Origin of the sequence: Paenibacillus sp. FSL R5-0623 (assembly GCF_037974265.1) — a bacterium.
Taxonomy (GTDB): Bacteria; Bacillota; Bacilli; order Paenibacillales; family Paenibacillaceae; genus Paenibacillus.
This window is the reverse complement of the sequence record NZ_CP150233.1, coordinates 5,980,954-5,999,315: the sequence shown is the minus strand read 5'-3', so window position 1 is coordinate 5,999,315 and position 18,362 is coordinate 5,980,954. Positions and strand designations below refer to the sequence as shown.

9 protein-coding genes are annotated in these 18,362 nt (G+C 48.3%); all 9 read left to right on the top strand.

Annotated features, from left to right (window positions below):
- Positions 1 to 3 precede the first annotated feature (3 nt).
- Positions 4 to 9,111 (top strand): SDR family NAD(P)-dependent oxidoreductase, encoded by a 9,108-nt coding sequence (locus tag MKY92_RS26420; RefSeq protein ID WP_339298199.1) that lies wholly within the window; start codon positions 4 to 6, stop codon positions 9,109 to 9,111.
- 47 nt (positions 9,112 to 9,158) lie between these two features.
- A complete protein-coding gene (locus MKY92_RS26415; protein ID WP_339298198.1) occupies positions 9,159 to 10,004 on the top strand; it encodes a 3-hydroxyacyl-CoA dehydrogenase NAD-binding domain-containing protein in 846 nt (281 codons plus the stop codon).
- A gap of 83 nt (positions 10,005 to 10,087) precedes the next feature.
- Positions 10,088 to 10,330: an acyl carrier protein gene (locus MKY92_RS26410; RefSeq protein ID WP_076212934.1), complete on the top strand. Its 243-nt coding sequence runs from the start codon at positions 10,088 to 10,090 to the stop codon at positions 10,328 to 10,330.
- 80 nt (positions 10,331 to 10,410) lie between these two features.
- A complete protein-coding gene (locus MKY92_RS26405) occupies positions 10,411 to 11,568 on the top strand; it encodes an acyl-CoA dehydrogenase family protein (protein WP_339301919.1) in 1,158 nt (385 codons plus the stop codon).
- Positions 11,565 to 12,590: an HAD-IIIC family phosphatase gene (locus MKY92_RS26400; protein ID WP_076212928.1), complete on the top strand. Its 1,026-nt coding sequence runs from the start codon at positions 11,565 to 11,567 to the stop codon at positions 12,588 to 12,590. Before MKY92_RS26405 ends, MKY92_RS26400 begins: the two co-directional genes overlap by 4 nt.
- A gap of 30 nt (positions 12,591 to 12,620) precedes the next feature.
- The gene (fabD, locus tag MKY92_RS26395; protein WP_339298197.1) at positions 12,621 to 13,880 is read left to right on the top strand and encodes an ACP S-malonyltransferase; all 1,260 of its coding nucleotides are present in this window, start codon (positions 12,621 to 12,623) and stop codon (positions 13,878 to 13,880) included.
- Between the two features lie 109 nt (positions 13,881 to 13,989).
- Positions 13,990 to 17,622 carry an amino acid adenylation domain-containing protein gene (locus MKY92_RS26390; RefSeq protein ID WP_339298196.1) on the top strand — a complete coding sequence of 1,211 codons (3,633 nt, stop codon included), beginning with the start codon at positions 13,990 to 13,992 and terminating at the stop codon, positions 17,620 to 17,622.
- Positions 17,623 to 17,892: a phosphopantetheine-binding protein gene (locus MKY92_RS26385; RefSeq protein ID WP_221820660.1), complete on the top strand. Its 270-nt coding sequence runs from the start codon at positions 17,623 to 17,625 to the stop codon at positions 17,890 to 17,892.
- On the top strand, positions 17,879 to 18,352 hold the full coding sequence (locus MKY92_RS26380) for a hypothetical protein (RefSeq protein ID WP_339298195.1): 474 nt from the start codon (positions 17,879 to 17,881) through the stop codon (positions 18,350 to 18,352). Before MKY92_RS26385 ends, MKY92_RS26380 begins: the two co-directional genes overlap by 14 nt.
- The last annotated feature ends 10 nt before the right edge of the window (positions 18,353 to 18,362 follow it).

Genomic DNA, 18,362 nt, shown 5'->3' with positions numbered 1-18,362 from the left:
CCGATGAACCAAACAAGCCAGATGCTGAGAATCATTATTGAGAATGCAGCTGCGGGCAAGATTGATAAGCAAGTTGCCGCCCAACTGCTCAAAGGATTGAAATCGGAGGGGAAGCGAAGCGACTCTGAGGGAATCGCCATTGTTGGCATATCGGCCATGCTTCCGTCTGCGGATAATATCGGCGAGTTTTGGGACAACATCCGTGATCGCTGTGATTCCATTGCCAATTTTCCGGACTCTCGTCGTCAAAATATTGATGCGTACCTCCGATATGCGGGCTATGGAGAGGACATCAAATATAGTGATGGTTCCTATCTGAAAGACATCGATCAATTTGATTACAAATTATTTCGGATACCCCCACGGGACGCGGCACTAATGGATCCTTTTCAGAGGCTGTTCCTGCGAACAGCCTGGAGCGCTCTTGAGGATGCGGGATATGGTGGGAAAAGCCTGGCTGGCAGCCGGACAGGTGTGTACCTGGGATTTGCCAGCAATATTAAGGACAGCTACTTGCGAATGATCCAGGATATTGATATCCAGTTAACTTCGGATGCGGCTGTGGGCAATATTTCTGCCATGATGCCTGCACGAATCTCGTATCTTCTGGATCTGAAAGGCCCTTCGATGGTGGTGGACACCGCCTGTTCATCCTCATTGGTGGCCGTGCATCTTGCCTGCCAATCCATTCGGAATGGTGACTGTGATATGGCACTTGCTGGTGGATTGCGTGTGAACCTGATGCCTCTGGATACGGAATATTACCGCGGGGGACTTGAAGCATCGGATGGACGAACCAGAGCTTTTGACCATTCATCGGATGGTGCTGGAATCAGCGAAGGGGTTGCTACGGTATTACTGAAACCGTTGAGTAAAGCACTCAAGGACAAGGACCAGATCTATGCAGTCATCAAAGGCAGCGCCATTAATCAGGACGGAGCTTCCATTGGGATTACTGCTCCGAACCCGGTGGCCCAGGCTGATGTGATATCTAGGGCGTGGGATCAGGCGGGAATTCACCCCGAGACCCTGTCCTACATTGAGACCCATGGAACGGGTACTAAGCTGGGAGATCCGCTGGAACTTGAAGGCTTGGAACTTGCCTTTCAGAAGTACACGGATAAGAAACAGTTTTGTCCGATTGGTACTGTGAAATCGAATATGGGTCATCCCTATGAAGCGGCAGGTCTGGTCAGTCTGATCAAGGCAGCACTGGTAATCAAAAATCGCGAAATTCCGCCGTCTCTTCATTTTGACAGACCCAATGGACAGATCGATTTCAAGACATCACCTGTGTATGTTAACACAAGACTCCGCAAATGGGAGCGGAAAGAGTCCCCGATGCGCTGTGCGGTCAGCAGTTTTGGCTTTAGCGGGACGAACTGTCATCTGGTGCTGGAAGAAGCACCGGTTGCCACGGTTGTTGACGCTTCTTATGCGAAGGAAGGTCTGGTCGTGTTGTCCGCCAAGTCTGAGTCAGCTCTGCGGGAACTGGTCACAACATATAGCCGTTTAATACATGAAAAACCGCCTGCATGCCATCTGCAGGATCTGTGTTATACCGCGAGTGTGGGCAGAGGACACTACAACTTCAGATTGGCTATAGTGGCAGAGAATCTCACCGATCTGGGACTGAAGCTGCAAGTGCTATCCTTGGCGGAGACGTGGAATGAACCTGAGTCGTGGTTCAGCTTTGGGGAGCACAAGATTGTACCTGCCAGCAAATCACAACTTGAACCTGGTGACATGACAGAAGCGTCACGGAAGAAGCTCGATCGACGGGTACAGGAGATCACACAAGGGATCAACCTTTCCGAGTGGGATGATGAGACAGGCGTGTCCGAACTTAGATCGTTGTACGTCCAAGGAGCCGATGTGGATTGGGTGGAACTGTACAAAGGTACGGGGGTTCGTAGGGTCAGTCTACCCGTGTACCCTTTCGAATCTCATCGCTGCTGGATTGATCTCCCTGACGAATTGGTATCCAGTCGTATCGACAGAGGCGCGGCAGTGTCTGAACAACACACAGAAGACTTTCATTATACGATGCAATGGAGAGCTGCTGAGTGGAAGCGTACAGGCAGCGGGATCTCCGTTTTACCGGGAACGGTATTGTTGATGGAAGGCATGTCTGGTGCAGCTGATTCTATAGCTCATGTGATTGCACGTACTGGCGTGAAAGTGATCCGGGCAGCACTGGGCTCTGCTTTTGCAGACTTGAGAGATAATCGATATACACTTGGTGATCAGGAGTCGGATTATGGCCGTCTCTTCGCAAGCCTTCGGGGCAAGTCGGTGGATCACATCATTCATGTTGGCTGTTCTCTGGATACCGGGCAGTCGGGTATTCAAAGTTTGAATGAATTGCAGAGCAGTCAGCGCCGAAGTGTGTACAGTGTGTATTATTTGGTACGTGCTCTGATGAGAAGTGACTTTGCCGAGATTGCTGGTATGACACTGATAGCACAGAATGCTCACCATATTACGGGAAACGAATCCACTCAGCGGCCGGAACATGCGTCATACCTGAGTCTAAGCAAGGTACTGAACCGTGAGCATCCGTCCATTACTTTCCGCTCCTTGGACGTCGATGCAGGTACTGCCGCAGATGCCTGGATCGAGGAAGCAATGGGGACAGAAGATCAGGGGGACTATCTGATCGCGTATCGTGGTGGACAACGTTACGTTGAAGAATTTACGCGTGTGCAGGTTGAAGGAGATGCCCCATTAGTTGTACGCCCTCAGGGCGTGTACCTGATTACAGGTGGCGGCGGTGGTATTGGTCTGGAAACAGCGCGTTTCCTGGCTTCCAAAGCTCCTGTGCGTCTGGCTCTGATCAATCGCACCCCGATACCGGAGCGTGTACATTGGGATAACCTGATGAATCAGCCCGGTCAAGCCAAGCTTCGCCGTTTCATTACAGCCGTTACGGAGCTGGAGGCCGCAGGTTCGGAAGTCTCCTGGTACAGTGCGGATGTGGCTGACCGGGAAGCGATGGATCGGGTAATTCGGGATATGCGTACACGTTATGGTGCTATTCATGGAATCATTCATGGGGCGGGTGTCGGTGGAGATCAACTTCTGGTGGATCGAAGTGAAGAACGATTCAGCGAAGTGCTGGCATCCAAAATATATGGTACCTGGAATCTGGACGAACTCACCCACAGTGACGATCTGGATTTCTTTGTGATGTATTCTTCTGTAGCGACGATGTTCAGTGGTGTAACGCAAGCAGACTACGTGGCGGCTAATGCTTACCTGGATGCCTTCGCCGATGAGCGTTCCTTAAGAGGAAAACGCACACTCACCGTGAATTGGACCACATGGAAAGAGACGGGCATGTCGGTGGATGCTGGTTTCACCGCAGATACCATCTTCAAAACAGTCCTTACTGCACAGGCCATACAGGGCTTGGAACAAGCCATGAACTCCTCCATTCGCAGGGTGCTGATCGGGCAACTGAACTTCAGTGGCGGCGGCGTTCGTTTGCTGGATAAAATGCAGGTTCGATTGTCCACAGAACTCAGTGGCAAAGTGGCTGAATATCTGCAAAGTGCTGCTTCCAAAACGAGGTCGACCAAGAAGGCGGGCAGTACTTCAAGCGGTGAAGTGAAATTATCAGGCAAGAGTGAGGGTGGATATACGGCTACTGAACGGCATGTTGCCAGCGTATGCAAAGAAGTTCTGGGATTTGACGAGATCGATATCTATGAGAACTTCTTCGAGCTTGGTGCTGATTCCATTCTGCTGTTGAAAATCCACGCAGGACTTTCCAAAAGATACCCTGGCGTTCTTGCCGTAACGGACTTGTTTGAATTTTCGACGATTCACAAGCTGGCTGAATATATATTCAAGGAACATGGTGAATCGGAAGAAGAGACGGTTGCTGTACTGAGCGACATGGATGCTTCTGCAACCAGCGAAGAACAGACATCACCGGAAACTGAGAAGCAAGCAGAAATGTGTGCTCAAGATGAGCAGCATTCACGACAGACTGCTTCCGGACCATTGTCTGGGGATCTAGCCATTGTGGGGATGGCTCTGAATGTAGCTTCCACAACCGATGTATCCGAATTCTGGGAGCATATTCAAGGCAAGGTGGATCATATCCGTCCTCTCCCGGAACGACGACAGCAAGATCTGGACTGGTATTTGCAAAATACAAGACTGGACCTCCCGGAACTGGATTCCAAAGCGGGAGCTTTTATAGAAGACATTGACTTATTCGATTATTCATTCTTTAAATTATCACCGAAAGAAGCGAGTCTGACAGACCCGAATCAGCGTCTCTTCCTGGAGACCGTGTGGAGGGCCATTGAGGATGCGGGTTACGGCGGCGGGAAACTGGCCGGTTCGGATACCGGTGTCTATTTGGGGTATTCAACAAACACAGTTGATATGTACTCTCGTTTCATATATGAGACGGATTTGGGCGCTCTTCCGGATGCCGTGGTGGGTAACACACCATCCATCATTCCTGCTCGCATATCATATTTGCTGAACTTGAAAGGGCCAAGCATGTTGGTGGATACGGCCTGTTCTTCATCCCTTACAGCGGTGCATATTGCTTCGCGTGCCCTGTTAAGCGGAGAGTGCAGCATGGCCGCAGTGGGTGGAATCAAAATCTCAACCATGCCGATCACCAAAAAGAACGAAAACATGCTCCAGGGTCTGGAGTCTGGTGACGGAAAGACCAGAGCATTTGATGATGACTCTGATGGTGCCGGGCTTGGTGAAGGCATCGGAGTAGTCATGCTAAAAAGACTGGAGGATGCGCTTAGCGATGGGGATCAGGTATACGCTGTTCTCAAAGGCACTGCCATGAATCAGGATGGCAGTTCAGCCGGCATTACGGCTCCCAATCCAGCGGCTCAACAGGAAGTCATTACGAAGGCCTGGAAACAGGCAGGTATTCATCCCGAAACGATCACGTACATGGAAACGCATGGCACAGGAACCGCACTGGGTGACCCAATTGAAATTAAAGGCATCCAAAATGCGTTCCGACAATTCACGGATCGACGTCAATTCTGTGCGGTCGGTTCCATTAAAACCAATTTGGGTCATACCTCTGAGGCAGCAGGTATGATCAGCCTGATCAAGGCGGCACTTGCTGTCAGGCATGGTGTGATTCCGCCGAATCTTCATTTTAACCGTCCAAACCGAAATATTGATTTTCATGCTTCGCCTGTATATGTGAATACACGATTACGACCGTGGAAGGTGAAGGACGGACCTCGTCGCTGCGGTGTCAGCGCATTTGGCATCAGTGGAACGAATTGTCATGTCATCCTGGAAGAGCCACCAGTGATTACACCTGTATCTGCACCAGCACGTCCTCATTTACTGGTATTGTCTGCTCGATCCGAAGAGGCACTTCAGCGGCTGGTTGCTGAATATGTTCGTCTGCTGGACCGAAACGAGCGATATGAACTCGTAGATATGTGCAGTACAGCAAGCACAGGACGGGGGCATTACCCGTTCCGGTTGTCACTTATGGTACGGGATACGGAAGGTTTGCTGAATACGCTGAGACAGCTGGAGAACAGATCATTCCAATCCATTGCACTGCCGGGAGTTGAGTTCGGTGAACATCGTACTGTTCCCAAGAGTAAGAAGGATAGGGCAGCTGGTGAAATGACCGAATCGGAAAAATTGGGTCTGAGCCAATTAATGCGTTCGGCCATTCAGAGCTTTGTACAGGATGGACGCGAGTCGGAGTATTTGTTAAAGCAGATTGCCCATCTGTATGTACAGGGAGCAGATGCGGACTGGGAAGAACTGTACGCAGGTGAACATGCTCGTAAAGTCAGCTTGCCCGCGTATCCGCTGGAACGGAAGCGCTGCTGGATCCATATTCCCGAACGTCCACAGCTGCGTGAGGTCTCTATAGAAGAGGCCGCGGCTCCACTGCATTATGCGGCTATGTGGAAAGAAATGAATCGAATATCAATGGATCAGCATGGAGGCAATACAGAGCCGGTTGTGATATTGATGGATAGAAGTGGTATTGCCTCATCCGTAGCCGGGAAACTGGAAGCGGAAGGGCGGCTCGTGATCAAGGTTTACCGCGGAGAGTCCTATACCAATCAAGCCAACGCCGAATTTACCATTCGATCATGTGAAGAAGATTATGAACGGTTCATTCGAGCGGTAGAGCCTTATAAAATCTCGCAGCTCCTTCATTTCTTTGCACTGGATCAACATGCGGATGTAGGTACTGTGGGCGAATTGGAGGAGTCGCTTGATCGCGGCGTGTATAGTCTGTTTTATCTGTCCAAAGCGATGTCCAAGGTTCATTTCAAACGACCAGTCGATCTGGTACTGGTGACATCTTGTACACAAAGCGTTACAGGCAGTGAGCCGTACATTCGTCCAGAGCATGCACCCATGGTTGGGCTTGGCAAGACTATCTGCCATGAGATGAATCAATTCCGCTGTCGAAGCATTGATATCGATGATGAGACACCAATAGATCAATGGTTGCAGGAAATTCGTGATCCTGACACGTTATATCTTGCCGCTTATCGTAAGGGGCATCGATATGTCCAGGAGCTGGGTGAAATCCCAATTTCCTTGCTGCCCGACCAACCGATACACATGCGTGAAGGTGGTGTGTACCTCATCACTGGAGGGACAGGCGGGATTGGACTGGAGACGGCGAGTGCATTATCTTTAGCGCCGGAGAAAATCAAACTTGTGTTGATGAATCGTTCACCGTTTCCAGAACGGGCAACATGGGAAGATGTGCTGTCCTCAGGTGAGGAAACCAAGTTAACTGCTCAGATTGGGCGGATCAAAGAGATGGAAGCTCGGGGCGCAGAAGTACATCTATACAGCGTAGATATTGCTGATCCTCTTCAGCTCGCATCGGTGCTAAGCAAGATCAGACAGCAGCACGGTCCCGTGTCTGGTATCATTCACGGCGCTGGTGTGGCTGGAGAAGGTTTCCTGATGAACAAAGAACGTGAAGCCTTTGAACGTGTCATGCGGCCTAAAGTGCTGGGGACATGGAGTTTGGATCAACTGACACGTGCGGACCAACCGGACTTCTTTGTCATGTTCTCCACGGCTACAACGTTCTTTAGTGAACCTGGACAAGGAGACTATACTGCTGCCAATGCCTATATGGATTCGTTTGCGGCACATCGCAGGCAGGCAGGTCTGTCCACCCTTGCCGTGAACTGGACCGCATGGAAAGAAACCGGCATGGCCCGGGATTTTCATGCCAATTCAGATGGGGGATTCAAGGCGATTACGACGGCCAGAGGTATACAGGGACTGCAAGAAGCCATGGGCAAGGATGTAACCCAGGTTCTGATCGGGGAACTTAACCGGGAGGGAATCTATCAGCATGTCTCTGATGACATGCCGCTCATGCTGTTCTCTTCTGACATTAGCGAAGCTATTGAAACCGGACGCAAGGGGAATGCCAGTCGTGCACAGGAAGAATCGGGCGACATGAAGTTATTGGGCAGGACAGACGAAGATTATTCCATCATTGAGAGCGCCTTAGGTCGATTATGGAGTAAGTCACTTGGGGTCAATGAACTCAGTATTTATGATGATTTCTATGAGCTGGGTGGAGACTCCATCCTGGGTCTCAAGATCGCCAATGGTCTCACCAAAGAGTTGTCGATCCTGGTAAATACAGCAGAGATCCTGATGTATCCAACCATTGCGGAATCGGCCGCTTATCTGGAAGAGTCTTATGGTCTCTCCATCAGCGGAGATTCCGAGGGAGCACTGCCTGTGCTGACTCGTGTGGAGCCCCAACCGTATTACCCGGTTTCTTCTGCGCAGAAGAGATTCGTAGTTCTGGACCGGCTTGAGGGTCAAAATACCAATGCAAACATCCCAAGAGCCTCCATCATGGAGGGAGATTTTGAGCACGGGGCATTTGAACAGATCATTCGTAAGCTGATTCAACGTCATGAATCTTTCCGGACTTCCTTTGAATTTCTGGACGGAATTCCATATCAGAAGGTGTGGGACCAGGTCGACTTCAACGTCGGTTACTCGGAGTCCACTCGGGAACAACTCACCGAGAAGCTCCTTGGTTTCGTGAAACCTTTTGAGCTGGATCAGGCGCCTTTGTTCCGCTTTGAGGTGGTTAAGCTTGGTGATCGTGTACACGCCGTATTTTTTGACATGCACCACATTATTACGGATGGCATGTCGATGGACATCATTATGCAGGAGATCATAGATCTGTATGAAGGGCGTGAGCTGAAACCACTCACCATCCAGTACAAAGATTATGCGGTGTGGCATAATGCCTTGCTCTCTTCCGGTGCTCTGCTCAAACAGGAAGAGTATTGGCTGAACCTGTATGAGGATTCTATCCCGCAGCTCAAATTGCCTACCGATTATCCTCGTCCTTTGGCTAATGAATTCGAAGGAGATCAGGTTGTATTTATCGGCAATGAAACATTGACTATGGATCTGGATCGCATGGCTGCCAAGACAGGAACAACCTTGTTTATGTTGCTGCTTGCAGCGTACAACGTGTTGCTTTCTAAATATGCAGATCAGGATGATATCGTTGTAGGCTCTCCCATTGCGGGCAGATCTCACGCCGATCTGGAGGATGTTGTTGGTGTGTTTATTAACATCATCACGATTCGTACCAAACCAAAATCCGGGAAAACATTCCTGGAACTGCTGGCTGAAGTTAGGGAAGCTGCCTTGAAATCTTACGAGAATCAACAGTTTCAGTTCGAGGATCTGGTGCGGAAGCTTAACCTGAACAGAGACAGACACCGCAATCCTTTATTTGATGCGATGTTTGCACTTCAGAATGTAGGTACAGTGGACGTAACAGTCGGCAAATTCACCACAACTCCGTATGAGTTTGGAGCTGCGGAAAGCCGTTATGACGTGTATCTCGAAATCATCGAGAAACATGACAAGCTGCGATTTAATCTGGAGTATCGGACCAAGCTCTTCAAACGGGAAACGGCGGAGAAGATGCTTCACGATTATGTAGCGCTGCTGCAACAGTTATTGCTTCATCCGGAACAGAAGCTTGGTGAGATTGAACTGGAAAGCAGCAAGCATATGCTGGTTTCTTACGATTCAGCCGCAGAAGATCTTGATTTTAATTTCTGATCAGGGAGAGCACGGCTTCTCCCCCACAAACAGGAGGAACAGGGACGATGAAGAAGATCGGGGTAATTGGAGCAGGGGTGATGGGCCGCGGTGTAGCCCAGAGTTTTGCACAGACAGGTCATGAGGTTGTCTTGGTGGACATCAAGGATGAAGTGCTGGAGATCGCCGGAGAAGAGATCTATAACAATATCCGAATGCTGAAGTTATTCAAGAAAGTAGAGGGACTGGAAGACCCGGAGATTATTATGGAGCGCATCCATATGACGACGGAACTGGAGATGCTTCGTGAAGCGGATATCATCGTTGAAAATGTGAATGAACAGTGGGACATCAAAAAGGAAGTGTACAGCCGGATCGACTCGATCTGTCATGAGGCATGCATATTTCTGGTGAACACTTCATGTATCTCGATTACCAAAATTGCGGCATTAACCAAACGGCCTGATCGGGTCATTGGTACTCATTTTATGAATCCGGTTCCCTTGAAATCAGCCGTTGAAGTAATTAAGGGGATGCATACCTCGGAACGTACCATTGAAGAAGTAACTGAACTATTGTCATCGATCGGTAAAGAGACGATTCTGGTTAACGACTATCCCGGATTTGTCTCAAACCGCATTTCCCATCTGTTTATGAATGAAGCTGCTTTTGTTCTTCAGGATCAGGTGGCTACAGCACGTGAGGTGGATGATATTTTTGTTAAATGTTACGGCCATACGATGGGACCTTTGGAGACTGCGGATTTAATTGGCTTGGATACCGTTGTGGATTCTCTTGATGTGCTGTATGAGAGCTACCAGGACCCAAAATTCCGTTGTTGTCCTTTACTGAGAAAGATGGTGCACGCCGGACAGACCGGAAGAAAATCAGGGGAAGGTTTCTATAGTTACTAATCAACGACATGAATAATTCATGGCATAAACAAGCTTTATTGCGTATTCAAAACCATTTTAATGAGGGAAAGGGTGTTATACACATGGAAGAAGTTAAAGGTAGAGTTCGCAAGTTTTTGGGTCGTTTTTTCAAAAAGCATGAGCTTCAGGACGACGAGGACATCTTTGCCCTTGGTTTTGTGAATTCGTTGTTTGCGATGCAGCTGGTTATGTTTCTGGAGAAGGAATTCTCCATTCGTGTCGACAATAAAGATCTGGATTTGCAGAACTTCAAGTCCATTAATGCCATCGTTGAGCTTATTGAGAGCAAGACGGTCAGTTCCTAAAAGCCGCCGATTCTCTCCCCAGTACAGTGTGAAAAATGTGCATTCATCCGGTCCCATTATAGGAGGTTAACGTGTTGAAAATGGAATTGAGCGAACAGCAGTTACACTGCAAGCAGGATGCTGCATCATTTACCAATCAATATATCGTCCCGTACGCAGGCTTGCACGATAGAGAAGAACGGCTTCATCCAGAGGTGATCGACTCGCTGAAATCCTCAGGTTATCTGGGTTCTATGATTCCTCGGGAATATGGAGGTATGGGGCTTGATCCGATATCAGTTGGGGTGCTGAACGAGGAGATCGGAAGAGGATGTTCATCCGTACGAAGTCTGCTTACGGTTCACGGTATGGTTGCCATAGCCATTCAGAAGTTTGGTTCTGAAGAGATGCGTTCCTATTGGTTGCCACGTCTGGCCTCGGGTGAAGTCATTGGAGCCTTTGGTTTGAGCGAACCCGGAGTCGGTAGTGATGCCAAAAGCATCGAGAGCGTAGCCGAATTCAATGGCGAAGGATATGTGTTGAACGGGAAGAAAAAGTGGATCACGATGGGTCAGCTTGCTGACCTATTTCTCATCTTTGCCCAGGTGAATGATAAACCAACCGCGTTCCTGGTGGAACGGAACAACCCAGGATTGAAGATACAGCCGATCAACGGGATGTTGGGGGTTAAAGGCTCGATGCTGGCGGAACTGCATCTGGAGCATGTTTACGTTGAATCCGATCGTATGGTGGGGAGTTCAGGTATAGGTGTCTCTATGGTGGCCTTGCATTGCTTGGATTATGGTCGCTATACCGTAGCTTGGGGCTGTGTTGGACTGGGACAAGCCTGTCTGGATGCTTCGCTGAGTTATGCAGGCAGCCGCCGTCAGTTCGGAGTCCTCCTGCAGGAAAATCAGTTAATTCAGAAAATGCTGACGGAGATCATAGTGGATGTGAAAGCGGCGCGGCTTTTATGTTATCAATCCGGATATCTGAAAGAAGTGATGGACCCGGATTCCATTATGGAAACCTGGACGGCGAAATACTATGCGGCAGATATGGTCAACAAGGTAGCGCACTGTGCGGTACAGATTCATGGAGCCAAGGGCTGTAGTGCGGAGTATCCGGTGGAGCGATTTTACCGGGATGCTCGTGTGAATGAGATTATCGAGGGCACCACACAAATGCATGAGATGGTTATTGCTTCATATGCTGCGAGTACCTATGAATCCGTACAAGAGGAGGCTGTTCTGTCATGAAAAAAATAAAATGTGTAATCTGGGACTTGGACCATACTATTTGGAACGGAATTTTGCTGGAGGATGAACAGGTCACGCTGAAAGAAAATATTGTGGAAGTTATCTGTACTCTGGATGAACGAGGAATTCTGCAATCGATTGCCAGCCGTAACGATCATGAACTGGCGATGGCCAAGTTGGAAGAATTCGGTCTGCGCGAATATTTTATCTATCCACAAATCAATTGGAATGCCAAATCCCGATCGGTGAAAACCATCGTGGAATCCATCAATATCGGAATGGACACGATTGCTTTTATCGATGATCAGCCTTTCGAACGTGAGGAAGTATTATTCACTCACCCCGACGTCCTCTGTATCGATGCGATGGCCTATCTTGAATTAACAGATATGGATGAGATGAAGCCACGTTTCATTACCGAGGATTCTGCCTTACGCAGAAAGATGTATATGAATGATATTGCCCGCAATGAGAAGGAGGAGGAGTTCGAAGGTACTCAGGATGAATTCCTGGCCTCCCTTGGCATGATCTTCACGATCTCTGAAGTGAAGGAAGGGGATCTACAGCGTGCAGAAGAACTGACGGTCAGAACACATCAACTGAACGCCACAGGTTATACCTACTCTTACGAGGAACTCGATCAATTCCGGTATTCTCCACGCCACAAACTGCTGATTGCAGGACTGGAAGACAAGTACGGTACGTATGGCAAAATCGGCCTGGCGTTGCTCGAATTAAATGACGAAGTGTGGACACTGAAACTGCTGCTGGTGTCCTGCCGCGTCATGTCCAGAGGAGCAGGTACATTGCTGCTGCATCATGTGATGCGTATGGCTAAGGAAGCGAATGTCCGTTTGCAGGCCGAGTTTGTATCAACAGATCGAAATCGTACGATGATGATCACTTACAAATTTGCCGGATTCCGTGAGATTGAGCAGAACGGAGATTTTTATTTGTTTGAGAGTGATCTAAGCATGATCCAGGATCAGCCTGCGTATGTGTCCATGGAAGTTATCGCGTAAATCCAATCTAAGAGGCGAGGTGTTTAATCAATGGAAAAAATAGCATTTCTGTTTCCAGGGCAAGGTTCTCAATATGTAGGGATGATGAAAAACTTCTATGATCAGTACGAGATTGCAAGACAAACGTATGAAGAAGCCAACCATATTCTGGGCTTTGATTTGGCCAAATTGAGTTTTGAAGGCAGCCTTTTTGATCTGAACAAACCTTCCAATATGCAGCCGGCATTGTTGACAGCGAGTGTGGTTGCCTATCGTGTCTACATGGAGGAGATCGGGATCAACCCGCAATTCTGCGCAGGCCACAGCCTGGGTGAGTATGCAGCTCTAGCGTGCTCCGGTGCTATGACATTTGGTGATGCTGTGCAGATCACCAAGCGACGCGGGGAATTGACGGAACTTATCGCAGATGAAGCAGATGGAGCCATGACCATCATTGATGGTGCCGATGAGGAGATGATCCGCAGAGCCTGCGAGCAAGTGTCAACCGATACGGCTTGGTCTGCGATTTCCTGTTACAATGCTTCGAGCCAGTATGCCATATCCGGTCATCAGGATTCGATTGAACAAGTGGAATCCATCCTGCTGGACCAGGATGCCCAGACAACCCCGTTGATGATGAGTGCGCCGTTCCATAGCCGCTTGATGGAGTCGGCTGGTGAACAGCTTGGGGTGGAACTTGCCAATTATCGTTTCCATCCATTCAAGTGGCCTGTCGTATCCAATGTTACCGCCACGCCATACACCGAAGCCGGGAGAATTACGGGACTTCTCCAAAGGCAGCTGTCCCAGCCGGTCAAGTGGGCACAGACGATGCAATATCTCAAGAAGCATGGAGTTACGCTGACGATTGAACTTGGACCCAAAAATGTCCTGAGCGGACTGGTAGAAATGGATAAGCTCGGTATGAAATCTTTTGCCTACGGACAGAAAGAGGATCGTAAAGCACTGAAAGAGTTACTGGATCAGGCTGTTGTATCCAGACCGAGACCAACGGTAGTAACGAAATGTATGGCTGCGGCTGTAGCTACACCTAATCGGAATTGGGATCAGGAGGAATATCAAAAAGGAGTCGTAGAGCCATATAAACAGATTCAACAGCTTCAAGAGGAGCTTGAGGCGGCGGATCAGGCCCCGACTACGGAGCAGATGAAACAGTCGCTGGAATGGCTCGGAACAATATTCGAAACCAAACAAGTAGAGCAGGAAGAACGGGATGACTGGTTCCACCAGATCCTGGACGAGACGGGGCAGTATTATTTGTGGAGTGACCTGAAAGTTACTACGGCATAAACAAGCACGTGTACAACAATCAACCGGCAGGACAGGTGTGATCAGCACTTGTTGTGCCGGTTTACTATGTATTCGGGGTGAGATCATGGATATCCATCTACTTAATGTTATGATGTCGAGTGATAAATTTAAGGAAGAACGAGCGTATTGGCAGAAACAACTAGATGGCGATATTCATATTGGAACGTTGTTTGATGGAATTCTGCAACCTTCGATACAGACTGGAGAACCCAACGTACAGATCCTTTCCTTATCCTTTCCAGATGAATTGTCCGCAAGATTGATCCGCATGAGTGGGGGGTCAAATTTGGCGTTGTATATATTGCTCTTATCGGGATTTCAACATCTGTTGTATCGTTATTATGGACATCAAGATATGTTGCTGGGTATGCCCCTGACTCCAGAACAAGTCGAAGATTTTCGAAGTTCCCACTTGCTCGCAATTCGTGGAAAAGTAGACGAGACAGCATCGTTCAGACAATTGGTATTACATACCAAATCTGAAGTCATGTCCGCCCGAACGTACTGGCATTTTCCTTACGATAAGATGGCAGAGAAGCTGGGGCGGCTTCCCGAGGAGTGCGAGTTGAAGACGGTTCTGTATATGAAAGGAATCCATGAGGAACCTATTCTGGATGAAGGAGCCCATTGTTCACTGGCGTTTGACCGGGTAGATCAACGACTTCAGATGACTCTCCGTTATGGTGCCATATCCCATGAACCCAGCCAACCTGAGCGTTTATGTTCCCACTACATACGATTGCTGGAACAGACAACAGCCTTACCAGACCAACCGCTATCCATGAGTCAGCTCCTTTCTCTGGAAGAGGAGAATGAAATCATGGAAAGATGGAACAGGAGTCCACGTTTGTTCCTGCCGGAGGCACGTTCTGTCTGTGCTCTATTTCTTGAACAAGTAAACAGAACACCCAACCAGACTGCGGTTATAGAGGGAGATCGCCAGATTTCGTATCAGTCTCTGGAGGAGCAATCCAATCAGCTTGCCCGTCTCCTGATTGCTTCTGGGGTGACTGCGGAGAGTCCAGTCCCCGTTATGATGGCAGGCTCCATGGAGTTAATCATTACAATCCTGGCGGTGTTCAAAGCAGGAGGAACCTATATTCCTCTTCATCCTGAATATCCCATGGAGCGTATACGCCATATTTTAATGGAATCGGATGCCCGCATTATTCTTACGGGACTGTTGGAAACGAATGTACATCGAGCTTTAGAGGAGATGACATTGGCAATGCCTTCAGGCTCAGGCATAGAAATGATTGAGCTGGATGCTGCCCCATGGAGAATAGAAGATGGAAGTGGTTTAAGTTTCGTACCCGATATGAATGGTCTAGCCTACATTCTGTATACGTCCGGCTCAACGGGTGAGCCCAAAGGGGTCGGAGTAGAGCAACGAAATCTGAGTGCATACGTGAACGCTTTTCAAGCCGAGTTTCAACTAAATTCAACAGACAAGGTGCTTCAACAAGCAGCGAGTACCTTTGATACTTATATGGAAGAAGTGTTTCCTGGATTAACTGCCGGGGCAACACTGGTTGTGGTTCAACGAGAACAACTGCTGGATATCCACGGACTGGTGCAGTTACTGGACAGACACAAGGTCACCCTTGTCAGCACTACACCTCATATCCTGAGGGAACTTAACCGGATGCCCAATCTTGCGAGTGTTCGCACCATTATCAGCGGCGGAGATGTATTGAAGATGGCGGATATTGGACATCTGCTCACCTATACCAATGTATACAATACGTATGGCCCCACCGAGACGACGGTATGTGCACTCTATGAGAAGCTGTCATCAGAGACTGTTGATCCGATTCCAGTGGGGCGCCCTATTCAAGGTTATTTTGTACACATTGGAGATCGTCATGGACGAATGTTGCCCGTAGGCGTACCCGGAGAAATATGTATTTCGGGCAACGGGGTGTCTCGCGGGTATATAGGATTGCAGGAATTGACAGATCAGAAGTTTATCGAGTCACCGTTTGTTGAAGGAGAGCGGATGTTTCGCACAGGGGATATAGGAATGTGGACAGCGGAAGGCCACATGTTATTTCTGGGAAGGATGGACAAGCAGGTTAAGGTCAGGGGCCATCGGATTGAATTGGCAGAAGTAGAGCGACATCTGAACCGTTACGGTCCAATTGACGAATGTGTTGTACTGACGACCGGAGTCGAAGGTGAGAAGGTGCTGACCGCTTATATTGTGGCCGATACGGAACTGTATGTCATGGATATTCGCCAATATCTGATATCATTGTTGCCCGAATATATGCTGCCTTCAAGATATATTCAAATATCACATATGCCACGAACGATCCATGGGAAGATAGATACACGAGAGTTATTGAACCAGAGGCAGTCATTACATTTTGGCATGAACTATGCACCGTCTACGAATGAGCTGGAGCACCAACTGGTGCAAGTTTGGCGTACATTGCTGGAGATGGAACGGATCGGTATTGACGACGACTTCTTTCAGCTTGGTGGGCACTCCCTGCTTGTGATCCGAATGGAGGTTGAACTGGAGAATCTCGGTATTCGGGTCCTGCCTTCCATTTTGTATGACAATCCCACCATAAGGATGCTTGCAGCAGTTCTGGAAGAGAATCCCGGGCTTGCCGATTCATATGAAAGTGAAAATAACGGGCAGCCATCTGGCGTTGTAAAGGTTAACAAGACGTCATCATCATTGGGTATGGAGCATACACAGCTAGCCCATTCCGGTGGATATCAGCCTTTTAACGAAGTCTTTTTCAAATTATGCTTCTATAACTCTCTATTTCCCATTGTATTGCAACAGAACAAAAGCATACATCCGTTTTTCATCCATCATGTGGATGAGTATCTATGGTCTGAGAATAAGCAATTTCTTGTGAATGGTTTCTTCTCCTGTCGCAAGGATACAGACATTCTGGACGATCTGGGCATTGGTTATGAAATGGTAAAAGCTAGCGAGGACATTATACAGGATGTCAGTCGAGCGGTTCTGAATGCCAAACCGGTTATTGTCTGGGTTGACGTCTACTACACATCCATACGCAATGATACGTATCTCAAAAAGCATATTCCACATACCTGGCTTGTATACGGTGCTGATCCGATCAACCAGACGTTTACCGTGATGGAGCATAAGCATCATGATAACTTGTCGTATGAAGAACGAATTGTTAGTTACCAGGATCTGTCGGATAGCTATCATGGCTATATCGAGCATTTTAATATGGAAAATCACACCTTCTATACGTTCTACAATAAGCATTATCCGGTGATACATCAAAGAGATGCCAGTTCGAAACAGTTGGAGGCTTACTGGAAGATCTATGTGGATCATATTGAAGAGCAACAGGAGCGGATAGAGAACAGTCTGGCAAGACTGGAGGAGAGTGTGCCACAGTTTGAGGCCGTTGTTCAGGATCAACATGTGGTGTCTTCCATAGCGGAGGATTGGGTCATTTCGCTTCATAAATTGATTAGTGCCAAAAAGGCCGAGGTGTATCGTTGTGCCAATCTAACTGGCGCGGATTCCAGATTGACACATATTCGTGAGCGCATTGTCATGGAGTGGAGTGACATTCGCTCAGTTCTGGCCAAGTATGTGCTTACTTCTTCATATAAACCAACATCGTTTCATAAACTCCATGAGATATACAGAAATATAAGTGTGCTTGAACGGGAGTATTACGATGAGTTGGTTAAATCTCACATGATGGGGAGGATCTGAATGAGTGAAATCATGACATTGGAGACTCAAATAATACAGGTCATCGACAAGGTTATGGAGTATGGAACGGATATTCAGATGGATCAAGCCTGGGGGGAACTTGGAACGAATTCACTCGATTACATTAAAATTGTGGTGGAGATGGAGAAAGTATTCAACATTGAGATAGACGATGATCAATTGGCATTTGTGCAAACCGACACCATAGCCGATTTCAGGGATTACCTGGTCAGCCTCATTGAAGGAGATTCGGAACATGAGCCGGACTAAACGAATAGGACAGATCTGGTTCCGGCTTTCGATTCAATTACCCGTGGCTGCACTTATCATTATTGGATTAACTGTGACAGCATTAGTGACGTTAGCCATGCAATTCCATACGACCTCCTATCTGCGCAGTGAGACGGCAACGGCAACTGCAGGGTCTGAATCACTGCAAGGGGAGGATGTCAAATTACACATTATAGCTGAATTTACAGAAGAGCCTATTACGGGGTTTCAGAAGGGTGACTCCTTGATCTGGTACACAGAGGAACAAGGTAAACGTTACGCTGCCCAGATCCTTGAGGTTAACCAGGACCCCACATCATCTACGACTCGAATTACAGCTGAAGGTGTATGGAATGAAGAGCTGGCGGAGCGGATGAAGTTATCCCATACAACCGAATTCTCGATTGTTACCGAGGTACAATCCCAGAGCCAGACCGTACTTGAGAGCTGGATATCCTAGAGGAGGATGG

Coding starts and splice junctions, on each gene's coding strand:
- MKY92_RS26380 (WP_339298195.1), top strand. CDS start 17,879: ATGAGCCGGACTAAACGAATAGGACAGATCTGGTTCCGGCTTTCGATT.
- MKY92_RS26400 (WP_076212928.1), top strand. CDS start 11,565: ATGAAAAAAATAAAATGTGTAATCTGGGACTTGGACCATACTATTTGG.
- MKY92_RS26415 (WP_339298198.1), top strand. CDS start 9,159: ATGAAGAAGATCGGGGTAATTGGAGCAGGGGTGATGGGCCGCGGTGTA.
- MKY92_RS26390 (WP_339298196.1), top strand. CDS start 13,990: ATGATGTCGAGTGATAAATTTAAGGAAGAACGAGCGTATTGGCAGAAA.
- MKY92_RS26385 (WP_221820660.1), top strand. CDS start 17,623: ATGAGTGAAATCATGACATTGGAGACTCAAATAATACAGGTCATCGAC.
- MKY92_RS26405 (WP_339301919.1), top strand. CDS start 10,411: ATGGAATTGAGCGAACAGCAGTTACACTGCAAGCAGGATGCTGCATCA.
- MKY92_RS26420 (WP_339298199.1), top strand. CDS start 4: ATGAACCAAACAAGCCAGATGCTGAGAATCATTATTGAGAATGCAGCT.
- fabD (WP_339298197.1), top strand. CDS start 12,621: ATGGAAAAAATAGCATTTCTGTTTCCAGGGCAAGGTTCTCAATATGTA.
- MKY92_RS26410 (WP_076212934.1), top strand. CDS start 10,088: ATGGAAGAAGTTAAAGGTAGAGTTCGCAAGTTTTTGGGTCGTTTTTTC.